The organism is Dehalobacter restrictus DSM 9455, assembly GCF_000512895.1.
Classification (GTDB): Bacteria; Bacillota; Desulfitobacteriia; order Desulfitobacteriales; family Syntrophobotulaceae; genus Dehalobacter; species Dehalobacter restrictus.
Window position 1 is genome coordinate 2705393 of sequence record NZ_CP007033.1, and the last position, 22710, is coordinate 2728102.

General features: G+C 42.0%; 15 protein-coding genes. 3 read left to right on the forward strand and 12 right to left on the reverse strand.

Annotation, left to right across the window (positions count from 1 at the left end; translation table 11 throughout):
- Window positions 1–342: 342 nt before the first annotated feature.
- The 8 genes from DEHRE_RS12965 to DEHRE_RS13000 form a co-directional block, all read right to left on the reverse strand.
- The gene (locus tag DEHRE_RS12965; RefSeq protein WP_019224633.1) at window positions 343–1383 is read right to left on the reverse strand and encodes a bifunctional glycosyltransferase family 2/GtrA family protein; all 1041 of its coding nucleotides are present in this window, start codon (window positions 1381–1383) and stop codon (window positions 343–345) included.
- Window positions 1384–1545: 162 nt separating this feature from the next.
- Complete coding sequence (locus tag DEHRE_RS12970; protein WP_025206196.1) at window positions 1546–3048, reverse strand: HD domain-containing phosphohydrolase; 1503 nt, start codon at window positions 3046–3048, stop codon at window positions 1546–1548.
- Window positions 3032–5023, reverse strand: a complete 1992-nt coding sequence (locus DEHRE_RS12975; RefSeq protein WP_242836971.1) for a sensor histidine kinase — start codon at window positions 5021–5023, stop codon at window positions 3032–3034. The genes DEHRE_RS12970 and DEHRE_RS12975 overlap by 17 nt, the downstream gene beginning before the upstream one ends.
- A 47-nt stretch (window positions 5024–5070) precedes the next feature.
- Window positions 5071–9381, reverse strand: coding sequence for a non-ribosomal peptide synthetase family protein (locus tag DEHRE_RS12980; RefSeq protein WP_025206197.1), 4311 nt, complete (start codon window positions 9379–9381; stop codon window positions 5071–5073).
- Window positions 9382–9463: 82 nt separating this feature from the next.
- The gene (locus tag DEHRE_RS12985; RefSeq protein ID WP_025206198.1) at window positions 9464–10129 is read right to left on the reverse strand and encodes a 4'-phosphopantetheinyl transferase family protein; all 666 of its coding nucleotides are present in this window, start codon (window positions 10127–10129) and stop codon (window positions 9464–9466) included.
- 800 nt (window positions 10130–10929) lie between these two features.
- Entirely contained in the window at window positions 10930–12354 is a 1425-nt protein-coding gene (locus tag DEHRE_RS12990) for a sensor histidine kinase (protein ID WP_025206199.1), read from the reverse strand.
- Complete coding sequence (locus DEHRE_RS12995) at window positions 12338–13027, reverse strand: response regulator transcription factor (protein ID WP_025206200.1); 690 nt, start codon at window positions 13025–13027, stop codon at window positions 12338–12340. The genes DEHRE_RS12990 and DEHRE_RS12995 overlap by 17 nt, the downstream gene beginning before the upstream one ends.
- 128 nt (window positions 13028–13155) lie before the next feature.
- On the reverse strand, window positions 13156–13722 hold the full coding sequence (locus DEHRE_RS13000; protein ID WP_242836973.1) for a DUF4342 domain-containing protein: 567 nt from the start codon (window positions 13720–13722) through the stop codon (window positions 13156–13158).
- Window positions 13723–14029: 307 nt separating this feature from the next.
- Between DEHRE_RS13000 and DEHRE_RS13005 the strand changes: the two genes are divergently transcribed.
- The 3 genes from DEHRE_RS13005 to DEHRE_RS13015 all read left to right on the forward strand — a co-directional run bounded on the left by DEHRE_RS13005 (window position 14030) and on the right by DEHRE_RS13015 (window position 18666).
- Complete coding sequence (locus tag DEHRE_RS13005) at window positions 14030–14461, forward strand: MarR family winged helix-turn-helix transcriptional regulator (RefSeq protein WP_025206202.1); 432 nt, start codon at window positions 14030–14032, stop codon at window positions 14459–14461.
- 63 nt (window positions 14462–14524) lie between these two features.
- Window positions 14525–16252, forward strand: coding sequence for an ABC transporter ATP-binding protein (locus DEHRE_RS13010; protein ID WP_025206203.1), 1728 nt, complete (start codon window positions 14525–14527; stop codon window positions 16250–16252).
- Window positions 16249–18666, forward strand: a complete 2418-nt coding sequence (locus DEHRE_RS13015; protein WP_025206204.1) for an ABC transporter ATP-binding protein — start codon at window positions 16249–16251, stop codon at window positions 18664–18666. The genes DEHRE_RS13010 and DEHRE_RS13015 overlap by 4 nt, the downstream gene beginning before the upstream one ends.
- Window positions 18667–18672: 6 nt before the next feature.
- Here the strand turns inward: DEHRE_RS13015 and DEHRE_RS13020 are convergent, their stop codons facing one another.
- The 4 genes from DEHRE_RS13020 to DEHRE_RS13035 all read right to left on the reverse strand — a co-directional run bounded on the left by DEHRE_RS13020 (window position 18673) and on the right by DEHRE_RS13035 (window position 22572).
- Window positions 18673–18948, reverse strand: a complete 276-nt coding sequence (locus tag DEHRE_RS13020) for a histidine kinase (RefSeq protein ID WP_025206205.1) — start codon at window positions 18946–18948, stop codon at window positions 18673–18675.
- A 117-nt stretch (window positions 18949–19065) separates the two neighbouring features.
- Window positions 19066–20259 carry an HDOD domain-containing protein gene (locus tag DEHRE_RS13025; RefSeq protein ID WP_025206206.1) on the reverse strand — a complete coding sequence of 398 codons (1194 nt, stop codon included), beginning with the start codon at window positions 20257–20259 and terminating at the stop codon, window positions 19066–19068.
- Window positions 20252–21799 carry a sensor histidine kinase gene (locus DEHRE_RS13030; RefSeq protein ID WP_242836975.1) on the reverse strand — a complete coding sequence of 516 codons (1548 nt, stop codon included), beginning with the start codon at window positions 21797–21799 and terminating at the stop codon, window positions 20252–20254. The genes DEHRE_RS13025 and DEHRE_RS13030 overlap by 8 nt, the downstream gene beginning before the upstream one ends.
- Before the next feature lie 41 nt (window positions 21800–21840).
- Window positions 21841–22572, reverse strand: coding sequence for a LytTR family transcriptional regulator DNA-binding domain-containing protein (locus tag DEHRE_RS13035; protein WP_025206208.1), 732 nt, complete (start codon window positions 22570–22572; stop codon window positions 21841–21843).
- Between the last annotated feature and the right edge of the window lie 138 nt (window positions 22573–22710).

Consider the following 22710-nt stretch of genomic DNA (forward strand, 5'->3'; position numbering starts at 1 on the left):
TATATTTTTCACAGACTTTTCAACAAGGCATCAATTTCTGCTTTGTAATCGCAAAGCAATCTTGCTTAGATCAATTATAAATCACTCTTCAATTTTTACAATCCTGGTAGGGGGGATACATCGCATATCTTCTTCACCATTTATTCTATTTGTGCGTTGAACTAAGAATAGACCCTATGTCCAGCTGTTCAATTAATTACGGCAGGAGGTCCTATGTTCAAACCAATGCCCATTAAGGTATCAAACCTTGCACAAAACAAAAAACCGGGCGTGGCCACGGACTTCAAAGCAAATCTTCTTTTTCCTTTTTATGAACATTCGTCAGTGGGTCAGTGTTATTTTTTATTTACCGTGATCAGGTTTTTTTCCCGAACTAAACACAAAGTTGCGCTGAGACCAGTAACTGAATAAGAAAAGTGTTAATTCGGTGATAATTTTGGCAAAGACTAACGGTGCGCCGATCAGAATGTGGAAGAGATACATCAGCCCGTAATTGCAGGCCATGATAAATACGACGAGTGAAAAATATTTCGGGGCGGATTTATGATGTTCCGTGCTTTTGTTTCGGGAAAAGACAAAGTAATGATTCATACTGTAATTGAAAATAGAACTGCAGACTCTTGCCCCGGCTACTGCGATCAGCAGATTTGATGTAGAGAATTGAAACAGCAGCAGCAGAGCAAAGTCAAGCGCTCCGGACATCAAAGAAGAGGTACAAAATTTAAGGATCGGGTAATATACTCTGGCTGAATCTGAAAAGGTCCGAAAATGGGAAGACCTGTTTTTTTCGTCATATACTGTATTGATCCATACTTCGTAGAACAAATAGCCTGCTGCCTTCGCTTCGAGCAGAATGTTCATTTCATATTCAAATCTTTTCCCCTGGATACTGCCTAACCAGTCCAGCATATCGGCTGAATACCCTCTTAGACCTGTTTGCGTATCCGTCAAATGCGAACCCGAAGAAACAGAAAATACTGCCCGGGTTACCGTATTTCCGAAACGGCTGCGCGGAGGAACTTTGCCGCAAAACTTCCGGGAGCCAAGAACGATAAATTCGCGGCGTTCTTTGGCAACCTGGGCAACTCTGATGATATCTTCAGGCAAATGCTGTCCGTCACTGTCGGCACAGATAACCCCTTCTTTTTCACCTTTTTCCTTGATATATCGAAATCCCGTCTTCAGGGCAGCCCCTTTGCCCTCATTGGCCGGATGTGTTAATACGGTGCAGCCCAATTTGCCTGCGGCCTGGAATATCCTGCTATAAGGCTTACCGCTGCCGTCGTCTACAATCACAATCTGAAAATCGCACTTTTCTTTTATATTCTCTATCAACCTGAGAAGCCGTTCATCCGGTTCATAGGCTGGTATAAGTATCGTCATCGAATTTCCTCCTTACATTACTGCACGATTATATCTATTATTGTAAGGATTCATTATGTCCGTTTCGTGAACTTTCAATTACGGTTTTATGAATTCAAACATCAATATCATTGGTAAAACAATAGTGAACGCCGTACCTTTTTCGAGTATGCTCGAATGATTTTATTCAAATGTTGAAGCAACTTCCTTAGCCATTTGTTCGAAATCAGACAGCTGGTGGATGAATTTTTCAACCACTTCCACATCGAATTGGGTCCCGGATCCCTGAATGAGCTGATTCCTAGCTTCCTCAAACTTCAGTCTGGAGCGGTAGCGGCGGTCGGAAATCATCGCATCAAAAGCATCGGCAACAGAAATAATTCTCGCCAGGAACGGGATTTCATCTTTTGTCAGCCCTTCCGGATATCCTTTGCCGTCGATGCGTTCATGGTGGCATTTGACAATCGGGACCACCTCTTTGAACATCGATACAGCCGACAGGATTCTCGCCCCTTTCAAGGGGTGTTTTTTAATTTCTTCATACTCTTTCTCGTTCAGCTTCTGGGACTTAAATAAAATATCATCTGAAGTACCGATTTTCCCAACATCATGGAAAATGCCGCTGATCCGCAGCAACTCAAGCTCCTCCTTGGAAAAATCAAAAGCCTCACCGATCTTAACGGCAAAATAGGCTACTCTGTCGGAATGACCACGGGTATAAATATCCTTCGCATCGACGACCATTCTCAGGGCTTCAATCGTATCCATGTAGGTTTCTCTGAGCTGATCATATGTTTTATTCAGCTCATCATTTTTAATATTCACCAGGGAATGCAGAAACGCATTATTGATGGATGAGGAGGCCTGGTTGGAATAGAGCTCAAGCAGTTTCAGTCCATCCTCAAGATCGTCCCCTTCTACAAAAATGATGCCAATGTCCTGAAGATATTCGTTGATCAGAGGAATAATTACTTTTTTATCAAGCTTAACGACCTTTTTATTGATCCTGGCGCTGCCGATAAACTCCATCAGTTCCGGATCAAGCATTTCCATGAAATCGGCCACTTTTTTCTTATATTTCCCGATCCCTTTAAATATGCTGTTATTGCCGGAACTGATCCTGGTGATATCATCGATCAGAATAAAAGCATTCTTGCTATTGACCAAAGGCAGGATTTCAGCCAGGATATCCTCCAGAATGTTATCTATCGGCTGAAGCTGATAGATTTTAGGAACAGACTGCAGAATTTTGTTCAGGCCTTCCTGGAACTTCTTGATCGTCCGCATTTGGGAAATCGATTTGATCCCGGATTCAACAAGCAGGAGCAGCTGGTCAAAGCGGTCACCTTTTTCACAGTAACCTTGGATTTCCAACGCTTTGATGGTTTCCAGCGGCGGAGCAAGATCCTTGTGTCCTGTCAGCAAAAGAATATACAGTTCGTTGTTGAATTCTCTGATTCTCTCTACGACCTTGTCTCCATGGATCGGATACATTAAATAGTCAAGAATCAACAAATCGTACTTCTCTTCACGGACTTTTTCGATAGCCTCCAGTGGATCGGTCAGTCCGACGAATTGGTAGCCGCTTCTTTTCAGGACGACGGACAGCGAATCAATGATTCCTGGTTCGTCATCAACAATTAAGATTTTGTAGTCCAGATTAACGCGATTAGTTGAACGTCTCATCGTTAGCCTCCTGTACGTGTGCGGATAGATAAGGAATCGTGATATAGAATGTAGTGCCAACGCCTTCCTGCGATTCAAACTTCATATTGCCCGAAAATCGTCCTTTAATTGTAGAATACGACATGTATAGTCCAAGACCTGTCCCATTTTTACCTTTGGTCGTAAACATTTCCTTGAACAGTCTTTTCTGCACTTCCTCAGGAATACCCTTACCATGATCGCTTAAAGCAAATTTGAGGTTATGTCTTTCTTTGTAAATGCTGAAACCGATTTCTCCGGTTTGCCCTTCATAAGCATGCATTGCGTTGATGATCAGATTGTCAAATACTTGTACCAGGCTGTTCAGTTCTCCTCGTATTTCTGTCTGCAGATCAATTTGAAAATCAGGTTTAAGCTTGCAGTGGTATTTTTTCAGCTCATGCTTCATCAAAACATCAATTCTTTTGACCAAATCTTCCACGGTAAACTTATCTGAGCCTGCGTAGTTCATCTGTACCGCCTGACCTTTAACTGCACTGATAATGTCTGTCATATAGGAACAGTATGGCTTCATCTTATCGAGCCATTCCTGCATCTCTTTCGCAATCTCATAATGATCGGCAGGTGATACAGCTTGATCTTCAATAGATTCCTTGTATTCATTCGTTAAATCCTTGAGTGCTTCGATACCTCCGGCAATCGACATGATCGGTGTTTTCAGGTTATGGGCGATTCCGCCGATCAGCTGGCCAAGCGAAGCCAGCCTCTCCTGTTCCAGAATGATAGCCTGATTTTCTTTCATCGATTCAATATTCGCTTTTTCTTTTTCCTGGATTTTATTGAAGGCAATAATCAGATCTCCGATTTCGTCATTGGAGGTGATCGCCAGCTTCTGATCGAGGTCAACGTTAACGCCATGCGAAATGTCGGAGAGGTTTTTGGCCACCCTTGAAACGTCTTCACCGAGGGACCTGGAGAAGTAGTTTAAGACGATAAAGTTTAAAATAAACAGTGCAATGAAACTAATAATAAAATAGAGTACAGTATTATTGGAAGATATATCATATTTGATCCCCAAAATATAGGATCCGTCTTGACCATTTACTTTAATAGAAGCCCCTTGGGAATCGAGTCCATAACCCTCAAATATTCTTCCGCCATACTTATCTGACACATCAATAGCATATTGAATAAAAAAGTCACTCGCGTCCATGTTGTCCAAGGAAATATATTTTCCACTCGGTGTAATCATAAATCTGGAATCCGTTTTCTCATTTAACAGCTTGATATGACTTAAAACCTCTCTCGCCTTTGCTTCATCATAAATGCTGCTTACTTCATACTGCTGAAGTTGATCCTTATAGACATCAAAGATTAAATCGCCTTTTTCGGTTATCAATCTTGAATACCCTACCAAAGAAGTAAATAAAATAGCCAGGATAATTGTTGGTAAAACATGAAGCAGAATTTTTCCGCGGACACTTAATTTTATTCCCTGGAGTTCATTGTACCGAGACGTGTTTAACAATATTTTTGTAAAAATTCTTTTAGCGAATATAAATGAAAAAAGTGCAGCGAGCGTAGCAAATGAAAAACTTAAGATCAGAATCTTATAAATCATAACGGCAGGATGACTGCCGGTAAAAACTAAAATTAAGATAATAACCAGCATAGAAACCACAATTTGCCCCATATAGATGATATAGGGCAGATTTAAACACTTTTTACGAATCTTCAGCAATTTATTTTGTGAATCAGGAGAATCATCATTAAGCAAAATAGCCCACTCGTCAATATCTGACAATGTTTTTTTAAGAAAAACAAAACTAGGAACAAGGATTAAGATTGTTATTATCGAAAACTGTGCCATATAGGAGATGTAGGATACTTTTATATCAAAATCCGTATTAATTGAACCAGGCGCATAGTTAAAGATAAAGGGAATCAGAAAATAGATAACAATGACAGTACATAAAATAACAAGATTATAAATCAAGGTTATTTGAAGACTAATACTTTTATTAAAATATTCCCTGAGTTTATTTAACATACGATATCCCTTTTACCTTGCTTTTCTTTCAAGTAATCCATTCTAAACATGTATTGCAGAATTTGGGAAACGTATTCCTTACTGATTTCCGGCCAAGCAAAGTTTTCATTATTCAATACTTTTTGAGTCACTTCTGATTTAACATTGACCGTTTGTGAATAAGCAGAAAATTTTCCTTTAAGCAGTTCGTTGACAGCAGGACTGATATTATGCTCTTTCATATTCTTTTCAACAATTTGAACAAAAACATCATTCGGGACAACTTCAATATCAATGCCCAGGCTGTTTAAAATCTCAACTACTTTGACCAGACTGATTGTTTTATGATTAAACAAATGGAAAATACGTGTTCCGGCAGATAAATTGATTAACTTGGCTATCGCTTCACTGCAACAATCAACCGGAGTAAATTCCAATTGTTCATTCGCCCAGATTTCCGGAACAAAACCAAGCTCAATAATTGCTTTGATCCTCTCATAGAAACCATTTTCCTGAATGTTTTTCTGAAATTGCCCGTCATTGTAACGACCGGTCAAAACGCCGATGCGATAAACATCCGCCTTCAAACCATTTTTGACGTTCTGGTAAATGAAGCGTTCCGATTCAAACTTGCTTTTTACGTAAACATTCCCACCGTAATCCTGTCCGATATACAAGTCTGATTCTGTAAAATCTACCTTTTCCTCGTGAATATTATTTGTAAGATAATTTCCGGAGACTGTGATCGAAGATACATAGTTCAGACGAATATCCCCCTGCAGACAAAAGTCAGCTACTCTTTCTGTACCTTTAATGTTGACATCCAGATAGTCCTCATATAAACCGTAATGCTTTACGATTGCGGCTGAATGAATGACTAGATCGATCTTATCCAGAAGGTATTGATAAATATTACTATCCAGCCCCAGCTGAACCTGCGTGACGTCACCGGGAATAATGATAATCCGTTCATCTAATTCCTGACTGTATTTTCCGTTGAAATAGAAATCCAGTTGTTTGCGCAGTTTATCTTCTGCTTCACAAATCGTTTTCCCTCGCAGTAGACAGTAGATATTACAGTCTTTTTGCTTAAGAAGCTGTTCGAGCAAATGTATACCTAGAAAGCCGGTAGCTCCAGTAAGCAGGACATGTTGTGCCTTCTTTAGGCAGGGCTTAATATCATAATCAAGTGCAATATCTTTGACAGGATCATCCTTGATTTTCATGCTATCTATGATGTTTTTAGCTGATTCCATGCCGTCAAATATTTGTCTGATCGTCTGATATTCATAAAGCTCCTGAATTCCGATATCAATTCCTTTTTTCATTAACAGGACTTGAAGCTGAACAATCGTCAGTGAGTCTCCACCTAAATCAAAGAAATTATCATCAATACCGACGGATTTTCTGCCCAACAACGAACACCATACTTTAGCGATTTTACGTTCAGTTGGATTTCTTGGTGGAACAGGTTTGACTGCTTTTTCTTCATACTCTGGCAGCGCATTTCTGTCTATCTTATTATTCGGAGTTTTAGGTATGAAATCGACCGGGATAATATGGCCCGGAACCATATAGTCAGGCAGATACTGAGCTAAATAGGCTTTTACCTCGGTGCTGCCTATTTCGGTGTCTGCAACAATATAAGCACATATTACTTTGCTATTGTTTGAATTCTCTTTGACAACCGCAACTGCCTCTCTGATATGAGGATGTTTAAGGAGCCTGTCCTCAATCTCTCCAAGTTCAATTCTATATCCCCTGATTTTAATTTGATAATCAGTTCTTCCCAGAAATTCAATATCCCCTTCCGGATACCATCTGGCAAGATCGCCCGTTTTATATATTATACCGCCTTCATCAAATGGATTCTCAATAAATCGTTCAGCGGTTAATCCTTCCTTCTCAAAATACCCCTTGGAAACACCCATCCCACCAATATATAGGTCTCCGGGAATTCCGATAGGCAGTAAATTCAAATACCGGTCAAGGATATAAATTTTCGTATTGGCAATAGGTTTGCCAATATGGGGACGGCCTTCAGCAGTAAGATCAGCAACTGTTGACCATACTGTTGTCTCCGTTGGTCCGTACATATTATAAATTTTCGCTCTGCAAACACTCTTAAGATTATTTAATAGCGAAGGAGTAAAAACCTCACCACCGATCATAATTTCCGAAAGATTCATTAAACTAGCTAACTCTAGTTCGCTGTTTAAGAGTAACTGGATTCTTGAAGGAGTTACTTGAAACATCTTGACGTTGTTATTAAGTATTACATCATTCAATTCTTTCGGTATGATCTGCTGTTTTTCATTTGCGACGACTACAGTCAACCCTTTACTCAGCGGCAGCAGTGATTCAAGAACAAATATGTCAAACGAAATCGTTGTGACTGACAGCATGACCTTCTCGGGAGAAAAGTCAATCTTTGCCGTTATTCCCGAAATCAGATTCACGACGGCTGAATGCTGGACCATGACACCCTTGGGCTTTCCAGTCGAACCGGAGGTATAAATTAGATAGGCAATATCCTGTGGTGTATTGACTTTCTGCAGGTTAGCTAATCCGGTCAGTTGTTCATTGTTACTAAAAACGTCGATAATTTCCCCGTTGAAATGGATCTCTTTCATGAGTTTCTGACAGGTTAACAGAATAGCAGTATGGCTATCCTCGAGCATGTAATCGATTCGCTGGGACGGATAGTCCGGATCAATCGGCAGGTAAGCACCGCCTGCTTTCAGTACTGCCAGGATCGCTATCATCATCTCCAGAGAACGTGGAACAAAGATTCCTACAAATTTGTTAGGCCCAACACCTTTGTCCCTGAGCACTTTAGCAAGCCGGTTCGCTCTTTGATTCAACTCATAGTAGGAAATACTGCTCTCCTCAAAAATCAATGCTGTCTTGGCAGGCGTTTTTTCTGCTTGTTCTTCGAATAACTGGGCAACCGTTTTATTGTGAGGGAAGAATAATCCAGTGTCATTGAACTCACACAGGATTCTCTGCTTTTCCTTTTCTGAAATCATCTCTAGTCTGGAGATTTTTTTCACGGAATTGTCCAGCGCATGCCAAAGAATCCTCAGCACATGGTCATGAATAAATTCAATTTCCTTGCTATAGAAAAGATCCGTCAGATAGTCATAGTCAATAATGATATTGCCGTCGTCTTCGCGTTCGTTAATATGAATATAAAGTGATTCTGTCTGGTGACCGCAAAAATGCCATCTGCCCTCACAGCTATTGATATCACTATTCTTAATAAATTTGGCATTTTGGTAAGATACGGCAATTTCATATAATTTTTCGATACTTCTGTTGTGTTTTCTGACATGTTTTAAAATTTCATCATACGGATATTTTTGATGCCTCAGGATATCCATCCAGTTTCTGGTCAGCTTATGGCAGAAATCCTGAAAATTCGTATCATTATCGATATTAACCCTAAGCGGTATCGTGCTGATGAACATTCCGACTGTTTTCTTTTCCCGAGCATTGGCTCGGTTCAGTACTGGCACCCCAAGAACAATATCTTCTTTATTGGAGATTCTGTTGATATAAATACAGAGCGCGGAAATATAAAGGGTAAAAATCGATGTTTTATTTTCCAGGCAGTATTGAGAAATTTTTTTGGACAATTTATTTGGAATTTTAAACGTTTTTCTAACAGCTTCAGTATGGCTAATCTTGGCTGCTTTGCTTTTCAGCGTGGTCATTTCTGGTGTATCCGTAAAGACATTCTCCCAGTATTCCTTATCTTTGATATACCTGGGAGAATGCAGATATTCAAGCTCACTATTGACATATTCTAAATAAGAAGGGTCATTTTCCTGTTCATAGGAAACGCCTTCTTCCAGCATATTGTAATTCTCCATAATTTTATTGCCTATATAAACAACAGTCCACCCATCAGAAATCAGATGGTGGATTTTGCAGTATATCACATTCTCTTTTCCGCTGATTTTAATAATAGAAAAATAAACCAGTGGGCTGTCGTTAATGGTAAATGGTTTTTTGGTTTCCTCCTGATCCCAGGCATACAGCCGTTTGAGGCCGCCGCTTTCACTGAAATCGAATAAATCTATTTTCGTATATGCAAATTCGGCAACATATTGGAATACCTGTCCGTCCTTTTCCCTAAACCTGAGCCTGAGCGCTTCATTTTTCTCGATCACAAGGTTGATGGACTTTTCGAGAAGCCTGAGATCTATGCTGTCTTTAATTTTCAGGGTTGAAGCAATATTGCCGATACTGGTTCCTGGATGAAGTTTCTCTAAATACCAAATACTTCTTTGCGGGATTGATAACGGATAATACTCGACCATAAAACAGCGGCCCTCCATAGATCTGCAAATTTTCCCATACCCTGTCGACTTGATCAACCCAGGTACGTGTATTCAGAGAAGCTCAAAAGTCTGAATATTGGATGTTTACTACATGAACCTTGGGACTGAATTCTTTTTCGCAGCCGCATGCTGCCACAGCGTAACCCGGATCAAATGGATAAATATGAAAGTACAGCCCTTCATTCGGATAAGAAAAACTGGCTCCGGCCATGCTGGAAAAATCAGCTTCTTTAAGATTACCCGCAAGGCCTGTACCCTTTGCTTTAAAATAGCTTTCTTTAAGCGTCCAAAGTTTAAAAAAGTATTCTTTTTTCCTGTCCAGGCTAAGCCCCGTTAAGAAAATGTTCTCTTGTTCGGTAAAATGCTGCCTGGCGATCTCTGGGTCAACCGGTCTGATTCGTTCGAGATCAACACCTACTTCTTGACTGCTTGTCGCACAAAGAACCCATTCTCCGGAATGGGCAACACTGAAATGAAATGCATCCAGGTCTTTGACATAAGGCTTGCCATAATCGTTTACACCAAAAGAAATTTCATCATTTCCTCGAAAATAATTTTCCCTGACGATTTTGCGAATGAGCAGTTCTCCTAGTAAAGATCTTTTTACATCATCTATGTACTTCAACCTGGCCAAACTGCTTTTTCTTTTTCCCGAGATCAATTGCGTATAGGCATTAATCTCATTTTCGCAGATACATGCTAAATTACAACCAAATAGGTTAATCATGGAACATTAATTCTTTATTTTTCCGGAAATTCCTTTAACAAAATCCATATTAGGTGTAATTTTTAAGTCATATAATTAGGTAGTAAACTTTCTAAAAACCTGTAAATCAAAAAAATAGGACACCCTGAGTCATATTCTAACATTTGAAAATGTGATAAGCAATTTTTTTCGACAATATAAGGCATTTTTTACATCTTCCTTGAATTTGCTGCAGAAGGTCAGAAAGACAGCGTGGCGCTTATGGCCCATGCTGTCTTTCTGTCTATCGAAGAATCGTTGATTGCCCAACCATCTTAGATTGAATAAGAAAAATGTTATTCAGATCATTTAGAAAACGATCCCCATTGCAATTAAGAGGAGAATGATAACCACTACGATCGCGATGCCGCAGAGGCAACCGCCGCCGCCAAATGTTCCGCCGAAAGTACCTGCTCCAACTGCCATGTTTTTCACCTCCTGGTCAAAGAATACTATACCTGATAAATGCTGCATGCCAAAAATTGATTTAGAAGATAACGCCCAGAGCAATCAGGATCAGTACTGCAATAGCGATTATGCCAACACCGGCACCCATTCCGCAGCCGCGGCCATAACCATAAGAACCGTACATATTTTTTCCCCCTCCTCATATCTTAACTTCATAAGAACTGATTTCGAGATATCTTATTCAGAAGCCAGGCAAATTGCAACCTTAATTTTCCAATATTTCTATTAATTACTTTATGCATAACAAAAAAGGAAAGACATATGTCTCCCCCTATCTCCCGGGTTCGTGCTATTGTAAATCACGTATTGTTGTGCTAGGAGAGCAGAATAATAAATTCAGAACCTTCTCCGACTTTGCTTCGGACTGTGATTCTACCATTGTGGCCCAGGATAATGATCTTGGCAATCGCGAGTCCCAAGCCATAACCGCCCCGATCCTTCGTTCTGGACTGGTCGGAGCGGTAGAAACGGTCAAAGATGTGCTTCAACTCTTCATTTGTCATACCTGCACCGGTATCCTTAATACTTATCGCAATGGACTCCCCTTCTTTGCTAAGACGGACCGTAATCTGTCCGCCAGCCGGTGTATATTTCATCGCATTGTCCATAAAGATCCGACAGGCCTGTTTCATTAGGTTTCGATCGCCAAACATAGAGATTTCCTGATTGAGCTCATTATTGATTTGATGCCCGGAATCGATGATCTGGGTCTCTTTGATGACTTCCAGGAGCATTTCCGTGAGGCTGAATTCTTCCTTTTGATAGGCGAGCGTACTGTTGTCATGCCTGGCAAGAAACAGCAGTTTGTCAATCAGCTCCTGCATATTCCCGGCTTCATTTTTGATAGCCGTTATTGATTCCTGAAGAACTTCCTGATCGTTTTTTCCCCAGCGGTCCAGCATAACTGCATAGCCCTGTATCACGGCAATCGGTGTCCTTAGCTCATGCGAAGCATCGGATACAAACTGTTTCTGCCTATTATATTGGTCCTCTATTCTGTTCATCATTTCATTAAAGGTAAGCGCCAGTTCCTTCAGTTCATTTTTTGACCCGCCTACATTCAGCCTTAAATTCAGATTCTGTTCTGAAATTCCCTTTACCGTCTGGGTCATTTCGCGTATTGGTTCAAAAATTCCTCTCCCTGATAAGGCAATCGCAATCAGAGCCAGGAACAAGGCCGGTAAAGAGACAAAGAGCATAATCCTGGTGATGAACAGGATATCTGTAATTTCATCCTGAATGTTGGAAAAGATAATCATTCTTCCTGAAGTTCCGGCTGTTTCAAAATCCCTGTTAACGGATATGTAGATGTTTCCTTGATCCTTGGCCAATCCGAGCCAGTACTCAGAACCATATTCCCTCAAATTCTGGTCCGTAGCCATGAGCGTCTGCTGGCCCCGTTCAAAGATACGAAGCGGGGTCTGATGCTCCCGAGAGTAGGTTTCCAGTTCGAAATAAATCCTGCTTTCCGTGCTGAGAATCTTCTGGATTTCCAAATAATCCTGCTTAACCGTTTCCTGGATTCTAAATCCACCATAGACCAAAATGACGATAAGGCCCGCTCCCAACACTGTCCGCAAAAGTATGCCTGTATACCTCAAGGAAAGCTTTAAGCGAATTGAATAAGCGATCCTTTTCTGGATAAACGCATAAAGAAGCATAAAAAGATAAACCGGGAAAAAGATCACCTTTAAGATGTTTTTGAACATGCCCTTATCCGTTTTATTTTTGGTCATCATATTTTAAAAGATACCCGACCCCTCTTACGGTATGAATAAGTACCACATCATATCTTTGGTCAATTTTATTGCGCAGATACTTAATATAGACATCGGTGACATTGGTGTCTCCATAGTAGTCATATCCCCAGACATGGTCGAGGATTTTTTCGCGCGACAATACAATGCCTTTATTCTCCATCAAATATTTCAGAAGTTCAAATTCTTTCTTGGAGAGGGATATGTCTATCCCCTGATAGGTAACCCGATATTCATCCTTATACAAAATCAACGGCCCGGCTGCGATCACATTATTTTGATCTTCCTTTTTCCCTCTACGCTTCAGGATCACTCTGATCCTGGCAAGCAACTCTTCAATTGCAAATGACTTGGTCATATAGTCGTCGGCCCCGCTGTCAAGCCCCATTACTTTATCGGAAACATCATCTTTGGCAGTCAGCATGATGATCGGGATGTCCGATTCACGCCTTACTCTCCGGCAAATTTCAATACCACTGAGGCCGGGAAGCATAAGGTCCAGAATGATCAAATCTGCCTTTCCCGAGACTGCTTTTTCATAGCCTTCTCTTCCGTCGTGAGCAAGTTCTACCTCATAACCTTCATGGGCAAGCTCTAGTTCCAGGAACCTGGCTATTTTCACTTCATCTTCAATGACCAGAATTCTGGTTTTCATCCTTTCCTCCGCCCTCAATCAAAGTATTGCGACGACTCCATTATAATCGGAAATGAACCTGTAAACAACACAGGTTCATTTCTCATCAGCTCCTATCTCATCACTGGCACCCAGTCCATTCATCGGTACTAACCAATCGTGATCTCATTGTAGCCGTCTTCTTTTTTATCTTCATTCTTGGGGCCGGCTTCGGCCTGCGGACTGTTTTCTTGTTCCGCAGCCGGCTTTTCCCTCATTTTATCAGCCGCGGTTCTCACTTTGCTGCCAATACCGTCGACAAACTCGTTGATATTAACATCCTGCCCCTTTTCCTTTCTGATCCTAATCCGGTAGCCCATTACGTACAGCAGGATAAAAGCTGCAACATACAGCCCTATGATCGGCATTGTGATCAACACCGCCACAATCAGAATAATGATCGGTATATTTAGGATAATGTTCTGATCCTTTTCAATTATAAATCTTGTGACGCAGCCTTTTTGAATCAATGCCTTCACTTTTTTGCCAAAGCTCTGTTCTTTTGGACAGGTTTTCTGATTGAAACTTGAATTTGATTTATTCCCATGCATTTTTTCAAAGGCAATGATCGCATCAATCAAATCCCCGTCATACTTTTCTAATAGTTCTTTGGCTTCCTGATAACTGCAGTTGGTCCTTTTTCTCATCTCATCAATTTGTTCCATGCTGATACTCATAATTTTCATCTCCATTTCTAAACTATAGCTCTATTGTAATAACGTCAGATGAGACTGCGCTTAATTCAGGATTAAAACTTGATTAGAGTTTTGCATACACAGTATTATGGTTATGGTATAAACAAGGCACTTCGCTCATGAATGATCTTCGTTCGGCATTCGTTCAACCATGGACATCAAAATAAGACAAAATAGTCTTCGAAATATAGTTGACAACGTTTTCCCGGATCAATATAATAATTTCCATGCGAAACATTTGCATGAGAAATATCAGTATTTTTATACGGGTTTAAGGAGGCCTGTTTCTATGCAAAATAACCCCAGCGAAGTGGAAATTGTACAACTTTTTTCCGAAATTGGCAGATCTCTGAAGAAGACAATGCGTAAAAGTTTTGAATGCAACGGTTTAACGATGCCGCAAAGCATGGTGATGAGCACCCTGATAAAACGCGGTGAAATGAAGATATCCGAAATAAGCAGCGAACTGCATCTTTCCAACAGCACGATCTCAGGTATTATTGACCGTCTGGAAAAGCATGATTTGGTCATTCGGACCAGAAGCGAACAGGACAGACGCATTGTCTATGTTAAAGTGAGTCCAAAGTATGTTGACTTTCACCGGGAATTTCATCACCAAGCCGAAAAAGACTTGCAGAAAATACTGAGCAGAGCTACCCCTGAAGATATGAGAAAAATATTAGAGGGTTTGACTGCTTTAAAGAAGATCCTGGGTCAATGATGTACCTGACCTTCTTAAACAAAAGACACTCTAAACATTATAAGTGAGAAAGGATTTTGGGTTATGCTGAAATTATACCGTTATTTAAAACCTTTTAGACATCTGGTTTACGGCGTATTCATCCTCATTTTTCTCCAAACGCTCGGTGATCTGTATCTGCCTACGCTGATGTCAGATATCATCAATGACGGCGTCATGAATGGTGATACGCAGAAGATTTTGCATATAGGAGGAGTCATGCTTCTGGTCGCCGGAGTAGCCGCTGTATTTTCCATCCTGGCCAGTTTTTTATCCGCCAAGGCTGCCGTAGGGTTAGGAACTGTTTTGCGGAGCAAACTTTTTGGGAGAATCGAAAGTTTTTCTTTACATGAATTTGATAAAATCGGCACCGCGACGCTCATTACCCGGACGACAAATGACATCAACCAGGTCCAGACGGTTACCATCATGATTATGCGCATGATGATCAGCGCCCCGATCATGGCAATCGGCGGAATCATCCTGGCTTACCGGGAAGATAAGGCCCTTACTTGGGTATTTGCTGTCGCCATACCGGTTTTAGCAATTGTCATTGTGATGATTGCTTCCAAAATGATACCGCTGTTTCGATTGGTCCAGGGAAAAATTGACAGGATCAACCTGGTACTCAGGGAAAAACTTACCGGCGTCCGGGTCATCCGCGCCTTTAATACGATTGAACATGAAAAAAAGCGTTTTGATGCCGCCAACGTCGATCTCACAGACAACTACATTAAAGTAAATAAAATCATGGCATTTATGATGCCGACGATTATGCTGATTATGAACTTAACTTCACTGGCAATTCTTTGGTTTGGAGGCATCCGCATCAGTATCGGCGATATGGACCTGGGAGCCCTTTCCGCATTTACGCAGTATGCGATGCAGATCATGATGTCCATGTTGATGCTAGCCATGATGTTCATTATGGTTCCCCGGTCTCAGGCTGCAGCTGTCAGAATCAATGAAGTCCTGGAAACCGTACCTGAAATTGAAGATGCCAAGGACCTGAAGGATACTTTCACCGGTAAAGGCTATGTGGAATTCAAAGATGTCACCTTTAGTTACCACGGCGCAGAAGAACCCGCTATCCGAGATATATCTTTCGCCGCACGGCCTGGTGAATTCACAGCGATCATTGGCAGCACCGGTTCAGGGAAATCAACGCTTATCAACCTAATACCAAGGTTTTATGATGTCGACAGCGGCTCCGTCCTGATCGACGGTGTGGATGTCCGGGATATATCCCAGGAAAACCTTCGTCAAAAAATTGGTTTTGTGCCGCAAAAAGCGGTCCTCTTTTCGGGAACGATTGCCGAGAATATCCAGTTTGGCGGCAAACAGGCCACTGAAGAAGAAATTCAGCATGCTGCAGAAGTTGCCCAAGCCGCTGAATTCATCACCAAAATGGACGGTGGGTATGACCATGTCATCGCCCAAGGCGGCACCAATGTTTCCGGTGGTCAGAAACAGCGGTTGGCTATTGCGCGGGCCTTGGTCCGCAAGCCGGAAATCTATATTTTTGACGATAGTTTTTCTGCCCTGGATTTTAAAACGGATGCGCGTCTGCGAGCAGCGCTGAAACAGGAGATTGCCGAGGCAACCGTCCTTATTATCGCCCAAAGAGTAGGCACCGTCATGGACGCGGATCGAATCATTGTCCTGGACAATGGTCAAATCGCAGGCATTGGGACGCATAAGGAACTGTTGAATAGCTGCGAAGTCTATCGTGAAATTGTCTCATCCCAGCTGTCAGAGGAGGAAATCGCATGAGCGGCGAAAATAAAAACCAAAACACGATGCGCAATCGGCAGGGCCAAAGAGGACCGGGAGGACCGGGGGGACCGGGCAGCCACTTTGGTGCTCCCGTAGAAAAAGCTAAGAATTTCCGCGGAAGTCTGGCAAGGCTCCTTCAGTATTTAAAACCGCATAAAGTCCATTTAATTGTTGTATTGATCTTTGCAATCGCCAGTACATCTTTTACAATTGCAGCTCCTAAGGTAAGCAGTAAAGCAATCAACAAACTGCAGGATGCTTATATGGCGAGAATGATGCTGCAAAAAATGTCTGAGGCGCAGGAAAAGGGCGTTGACAGCATTTATACCCAGATGGCCGATGCCCAGCTGAAGGCCGTCGACCAGATCAGCCAGCAGATGGCGGACGCCGGAACCAGTAAACCAACCAACCCTGAATCTTTGAATACAGTCAAAGCACTGATTGCGCTGCCTGCAATTAATACGCTCCAAGATCCGCAGGAAAAAGCCAATACCGTCATTAAAATGTTGGATCTCCTCAATGCACTGCCAAATATGGGGGGGAACAGCACCGACAACAACACTCAGAACGGAACGGTGAAAAAGATCGATGCGGAAAGTATGAGTACAATCAAAACCTTCCTGCAATTACCGATGCTGAGTTCGGTGACGAATGCCGAAGAAAAAGCGGTTGTTTGCCAAAAGATTATTGATTTAGGGGAAAAGATGTCCGCAACCAGCGCGACAGGCTTGGATATGCCGAATACCCAGCAAAATGTCGAGTTTACCGATGATCAAATCAATGGCGCCATTACAGCGATCAGAGAAACGAACGGTGAATACGATTTCCATTATATCGGCATGATCGCCTTGATCCTGATTGGCATGTATCTCATCAGCGCCTTGTTCAGCCTGATCATGGGTCTTGTGATGTCAGGCGTTTCCCAGCGTACAGTCCGGGATCTACGCCGGGTAGTAGATAACAAGCTGGCCAAATTGCCCTTAAAATATTACGATATGCACCCTTATGGTGATATCTTAAGCCGCGTGACCAACGATATCGACACCATTGCCACTACCCTACAGCAAAGCTTAACCCAAATCATTACCTCCGTGATAACAATCATAGGTTATATTATCATGATGCTCACAATCAGTCCGGTTCTCACCCTGATTATTATCGCCTCATTGCCGCTGTACATGCTGTCCACCACAATGATCGCCAAGAAATCCCAAAAATACTTTGCCGTCCAGCAAAAAGAGCTGGGGGACCTCAGCAGCCATGTCGAAGAGATGTACACCGGGCATAAGATCGTTAAGGCTTTTGGCCATGAAAAGGATGCCATCGAAAAATTTGAATCCATCAATAACCGGCTTTATGGTGCAGGTTGGAAAGCCCAGTTCGTTTCCGGGATTATGTTCCCGCTGATGAACTTTATTAGTAATCTCAGTTATGTCGGCATCAGCATTGTCGGGGGCATCTGGATCACGCGCAATCTGTTAGGATTAGGTGATATCCTGGCCTTTATCCAATATTCACGTTCATTTACTATGCCGATCATCCAAACTGCCAATATCGCCAACGTTATCCAGTCTACTATTGCCTGCGCTGAACGCGTCTTTGAAGTTCTAGACGAACAGGAAGAAATTCCTGACAGTCCTGAAGCTGTGATTCTGGATATGCCCAAAGGAAATATCCGCATCGACCATGTCAGCTTCCGCTATACAGAAGATGTCCCGCTAATTGAAGATATGAACCTTGAAGTGAGGCAGGGAGATACCATCGCCATCGTCGGACCGACCGGTGCAGGTAAAACTACTCTGGTCAACCTCCTGATGCGGTTTTACGAGATCAGCTCAGGCAAAATCAGTATTGACGGTGTGGACATCAAGGATATGCCGCGCAGCGAGCTGCGTAAACTCTTTGGGATGGTCCTTCAGGATACTTGGCTGTTTAACGGCAGCATTAAAGATAATATCACCTACTCCAAAGAAGGCGCGACGATGGAACAAATCGTCCGCGCGGCCAAAGCAGCCCATGCCGACCATTTTATCCGGACACTTCCTGATGGCTATGATACGATTCTGAATGAGGAAGCGACCAATATCTCGCAGGGACAGAAGCAGCTGCTCACTATCGCCCGGGCTATTTTGGCCGATCCGGCAATATTGATTCTCGATGAAGCAACCAGCAGCGTGGACACCCGGACTGAAGTATTGATCCAGAAAGCAATGAAGAACCTGATGAAAGGCCGAACGAATTTTGTAATTGCGCACAGGCTTTCCACCATACGCGATGCTGAACTTATTCTGGTCATGAATAACGGCAGTATCATTGAAACAGGCAATCACAAAGAACTGCTGGCTAAAGGCGGATTCTACGCCGAATTATATAACAGCCAGTTCTCAGAAGACACGGATATTGCGGGATAACGCATCCTAGTGGTCTGAAGTCCCCAATTCGAAATCTTTCAGGGAGATGGTTTCAAAGAAGAATTTTTGGATTTTTTCGAGATTGCATTCCGTAGAAAACCTGATTCTTAACCCTTCTTCCTTGATGATTCCTGCACTCTGATGATTGCTGCCGATATCTTTCGGATAAAACTCAATGATGTTTGCGATCTTTTTCAAGCTGAAAATCACGGCTAGAGCTTTATAATCTTGTGTTCCGCTTCCCTCTTCAAAATAGATGACGACATCATGAACGCAGCTCATTTAGAACTTCTCCCGCCTTTCCTTGTAACTCGCTTCTGTCAATAGCATACCATGGCATTTTGTTCTGATGGACAATTTGCCGCAAAATGTAAAAAAACAACCTGAATGGTTGTTTTTTTACGATGGATGGCGAATCCCAGCCTCGTCCAAAAAACGATCAGGATCGTCTTTGTTAATACCCAGGAAACCAAGCACCTGCGGATCGACTTGTGCAGACTCCGCCTTGTGGATGCTTTTCCAGGAATAAATATCGGCAATATGCACTAAGGCAACCATTTCCTTGTCGATAACCTTTTCATCAAGCGGACAGTGGTGAAATAGAGCGGACTCCACAATTGAATACGGAAGCTCCCACCAATCCAACAAATGGCCGCCAATCTCCCCATGGGATACATCCGTAAATTCGATTTGCTCATAATAGTGGAATAAATCCCGGTTACCCATGTTCTTCTCAACTGCCCGCATATATTCGTCCCAAAAATTATTCAGCAGAACCACTTTGCCGACATCATGCAGTAATCCGGCCATTGAACTCGATTCTGGCATTTTCTTGTGATGGATCTTCTGGTAAAAAACATTCAGAATGGTATTGGTCGTTACGGCATGAAGCCAAAGCATCGCGATATCTCTTTGGTAACGCGCATTCTTTTCTCCTTTGGTTTCCTGATGCAGACAGGCACTCAAAACAATATTTTTGACATCCGTCAGTCCCAAATAATTGATAGCCTGGATGACCGAACCTGTTTTTACCCCTAAGTGGGCAGAGTTTGCTACCTGTAATACTTTCGCGGTTATGGAAGGATCACTTTCGATTGTTTTTGCAATTTCCTTCATGCCCGCATCCTGTTCGATCAGAGAATTAAATTTATTGAAGACATTCTGTGGGGATGGCAGAAATTCGATTTTGTTGATCATTTCAAGAAGATTTCGGTTTTTCAAAATCTTTTCCACTTCCAAAACCTGTTCAATGGTCCTGAGCAGGTCCTTGTTTTGCCACGGCTTAAACAGATAATGTTTTGCCAAACAATTCTGCTGTATTTTCAAAAGCATGCTTTTATCGACATGCCCGCTTAAAACGAGTCTGATCGTCGACGGATATTTTTCTTTGACCCGTGTCAAAAGCTCAAAGCCGTCCATCCCCTGCATATTGACATCCGTTACAATCAGATCAATTTTTTTTCTTCGAAGAATTTCCAGAGCCGCTTCACCGCTTTCTGCAGTAAGGATTTCATAGCTGCTGCCCAAAAAGGCCCTGTTCAGCGCCCGTAATATTGCTTTTTCATCATCAACAAATAAAATGGCTTCATTCATTTTCTTCACCTGTTCCAGCTTCCAGCTGCTGCTTGATGGGCAGCTGGATCATAAACCTCGTACTTACACCCGGCGTACTTTGAACTGAAATCTGCCCTCCGTGCGTATTAACAACAATATCGTAGGCAATACTGAGCCCAAGCCCCGTACCCTGCCCCACAGGTTTTGTCGTAAAAAACGGATTGAATATTTCTTTCAAGTTTTCCTTATGGATCCCTGTCCCATTGTCTTCGATCTGACACTGTACAAAATCACCGGCGACTTCTGTACTAACCATGATAGAGCCAAGCGTCTCCGGTTTTTTTGCTTTGATGGCGTAAACTGCATTTAGGACAATGTTCAAGAGCACTTGATTGACCTGATTACCCTTCGCCTGGATCAAAGGAAGCTCCCCAAACAGTTCGATCACCCTGGCATGGTGTTTAATCTCATTTCTAGCCACCAAAAGTGTATTCCTCAAACCGTTATTCAGATCATAATCTTCAAACTCATTGCCTTGATCCGCTCTGGAAAACGTTTTGAGTCCGGCTACAATTTCACTGATCCGTTTAAGACCATCCTCAATATCATAAAATAAATCTTCCAGGTCTGTTGAGATATGTTTCAGGTTGCTGGTTTCTTCAAGCTTTCTCAAATTCTCTATCTGCGGGGCAAGCCTATCCCTCTCACTTGGCGGCAGCTTCTCCAAGAAGCTGTGATAGGCACTGATCATATTGGTATACTGATCAAAATAAAGACGGGAGGTCTCAAAATTACTGGAAATATAACCAAGCGGATTATTGATTTCATGGGCAACCCCGGCAGCAAGCTGTCCAATCGCAGCAAGCTTCTCTTGTTGGACCAGCTGTTCCTGTGTCCGGTTCAGGCGGCTGATTGTGTTTTTCAATTCTTCATCTGAGGCAATATTTTGCTGATACAATCCGGTAATTTTCTCATTCTGGCAGACTGCTTCCTGAAGCTGTATTCCCAGTTTGCGGTAACGGCCGATATTGACACTATATACAGCCGCCATAACGATCGTCAAGACTACAAATAAAAACAGCTGGATCACATAAGACAACATCGTCATCTGATAATATCCAGCAAGATAAGAATGAAAAATGATATAGACCATGGATAGTAATACTGTAACGGTAGTCGTAGCCATCATGATGCGGGTAACCCTCATCATAGCCAGCATGAGCAGAATATAAGCAAATGTTAATAAAGCCTGTCCAATAATATCATATAGTCTGACAGTTAAGAACAGAAGTGTCACAGAGGACAGCCCCGAGATCATCCAGGTTACCCGCTCCATATCCAAGTCCATTTTCGGGACAACGTGAAATCCCAGCGCTAAAACCAGCAAGACCAGACTATCTATGGAACATGCCTGCCAGTCGGTGGCAAGATAGAAATAACGGAAAACAAAATTAACAAGTGCTGCCAATAAGAGCAGCACAGAAGTATACATACTGACTATGATATTTTCATAATAGCTCATCAGATTTGCATCTTGCGTTTCGCGAAGCGAGGACAGAACATCAGGTATCGTTCTCATTTTAGAGTATCGGTTCATAGTCGCTCCCGTTTCTGGCTATTTTATAACCCAAATAAATTTTTCAGTTTTTTTGTGGAATTTCTGCTCACAGGAATATATTCTTTGGTATCTTTTAACTTTAAATTATACGCACTGTTGAACCAGGGACTGATTTTTTCAATTTTATCGATATTGACAATATAGCTTCGATGACACCGAAAAAAGCTGCCGGATCCAAGCTTCTTCTCCCACGAATTTAAAGAGTCAGGACTTTGATATTTTCCTTTTTCGGTGATAACAACAATATCCCCTTCAACTGCCGTTAAATAAATAACCTCCGACAGGTCAATCAGAATAATGGTTTCATCTTCCCATACAGGGATTTTTTTGATCTCCTGTTCCATTTTGCGTTCCGGATAGAAGTGTTCAGGTTTATCGGCAAGGGCTTTTTCTACCACTGAAATAACTTCTTCGTTTTCCCAAGGCTTGGTGAGGTAATAATAAATACTGCCTTCATTAATCGCTGAAATTGCAACATTAATGTCTGACGAACCAGTGATCAAAATTCTGACGGCATCCGGGTACTCTTCTCTTGAACGTTTTAACAGATCAATACCCAGCATTCCCGGCATATTTTGGTCACAAATGATCACGTCTATCGCGCTTTTTTGCAGAAAATCCAGCGCTTCTTCCGAGTTCGTTGCGGCAAACAGCTCGTATCCCCGGGAATGTAGGATACGCTTTAAAGCGTTGAGCACCATCGGTTCATCATCAACCAAAAGTATTCTTGCCATATCTTCCTTTCTATTTTATCTGTCCGGACCAGAAAATGAATAATTTTCCTTTTTATTCTCGGGTATATTCGACATTTTCTTTTTTATTCCTTTTTTGAGTTCTTTTTTTAGCTTTATTTATTTCCCTTTTCATCTTAA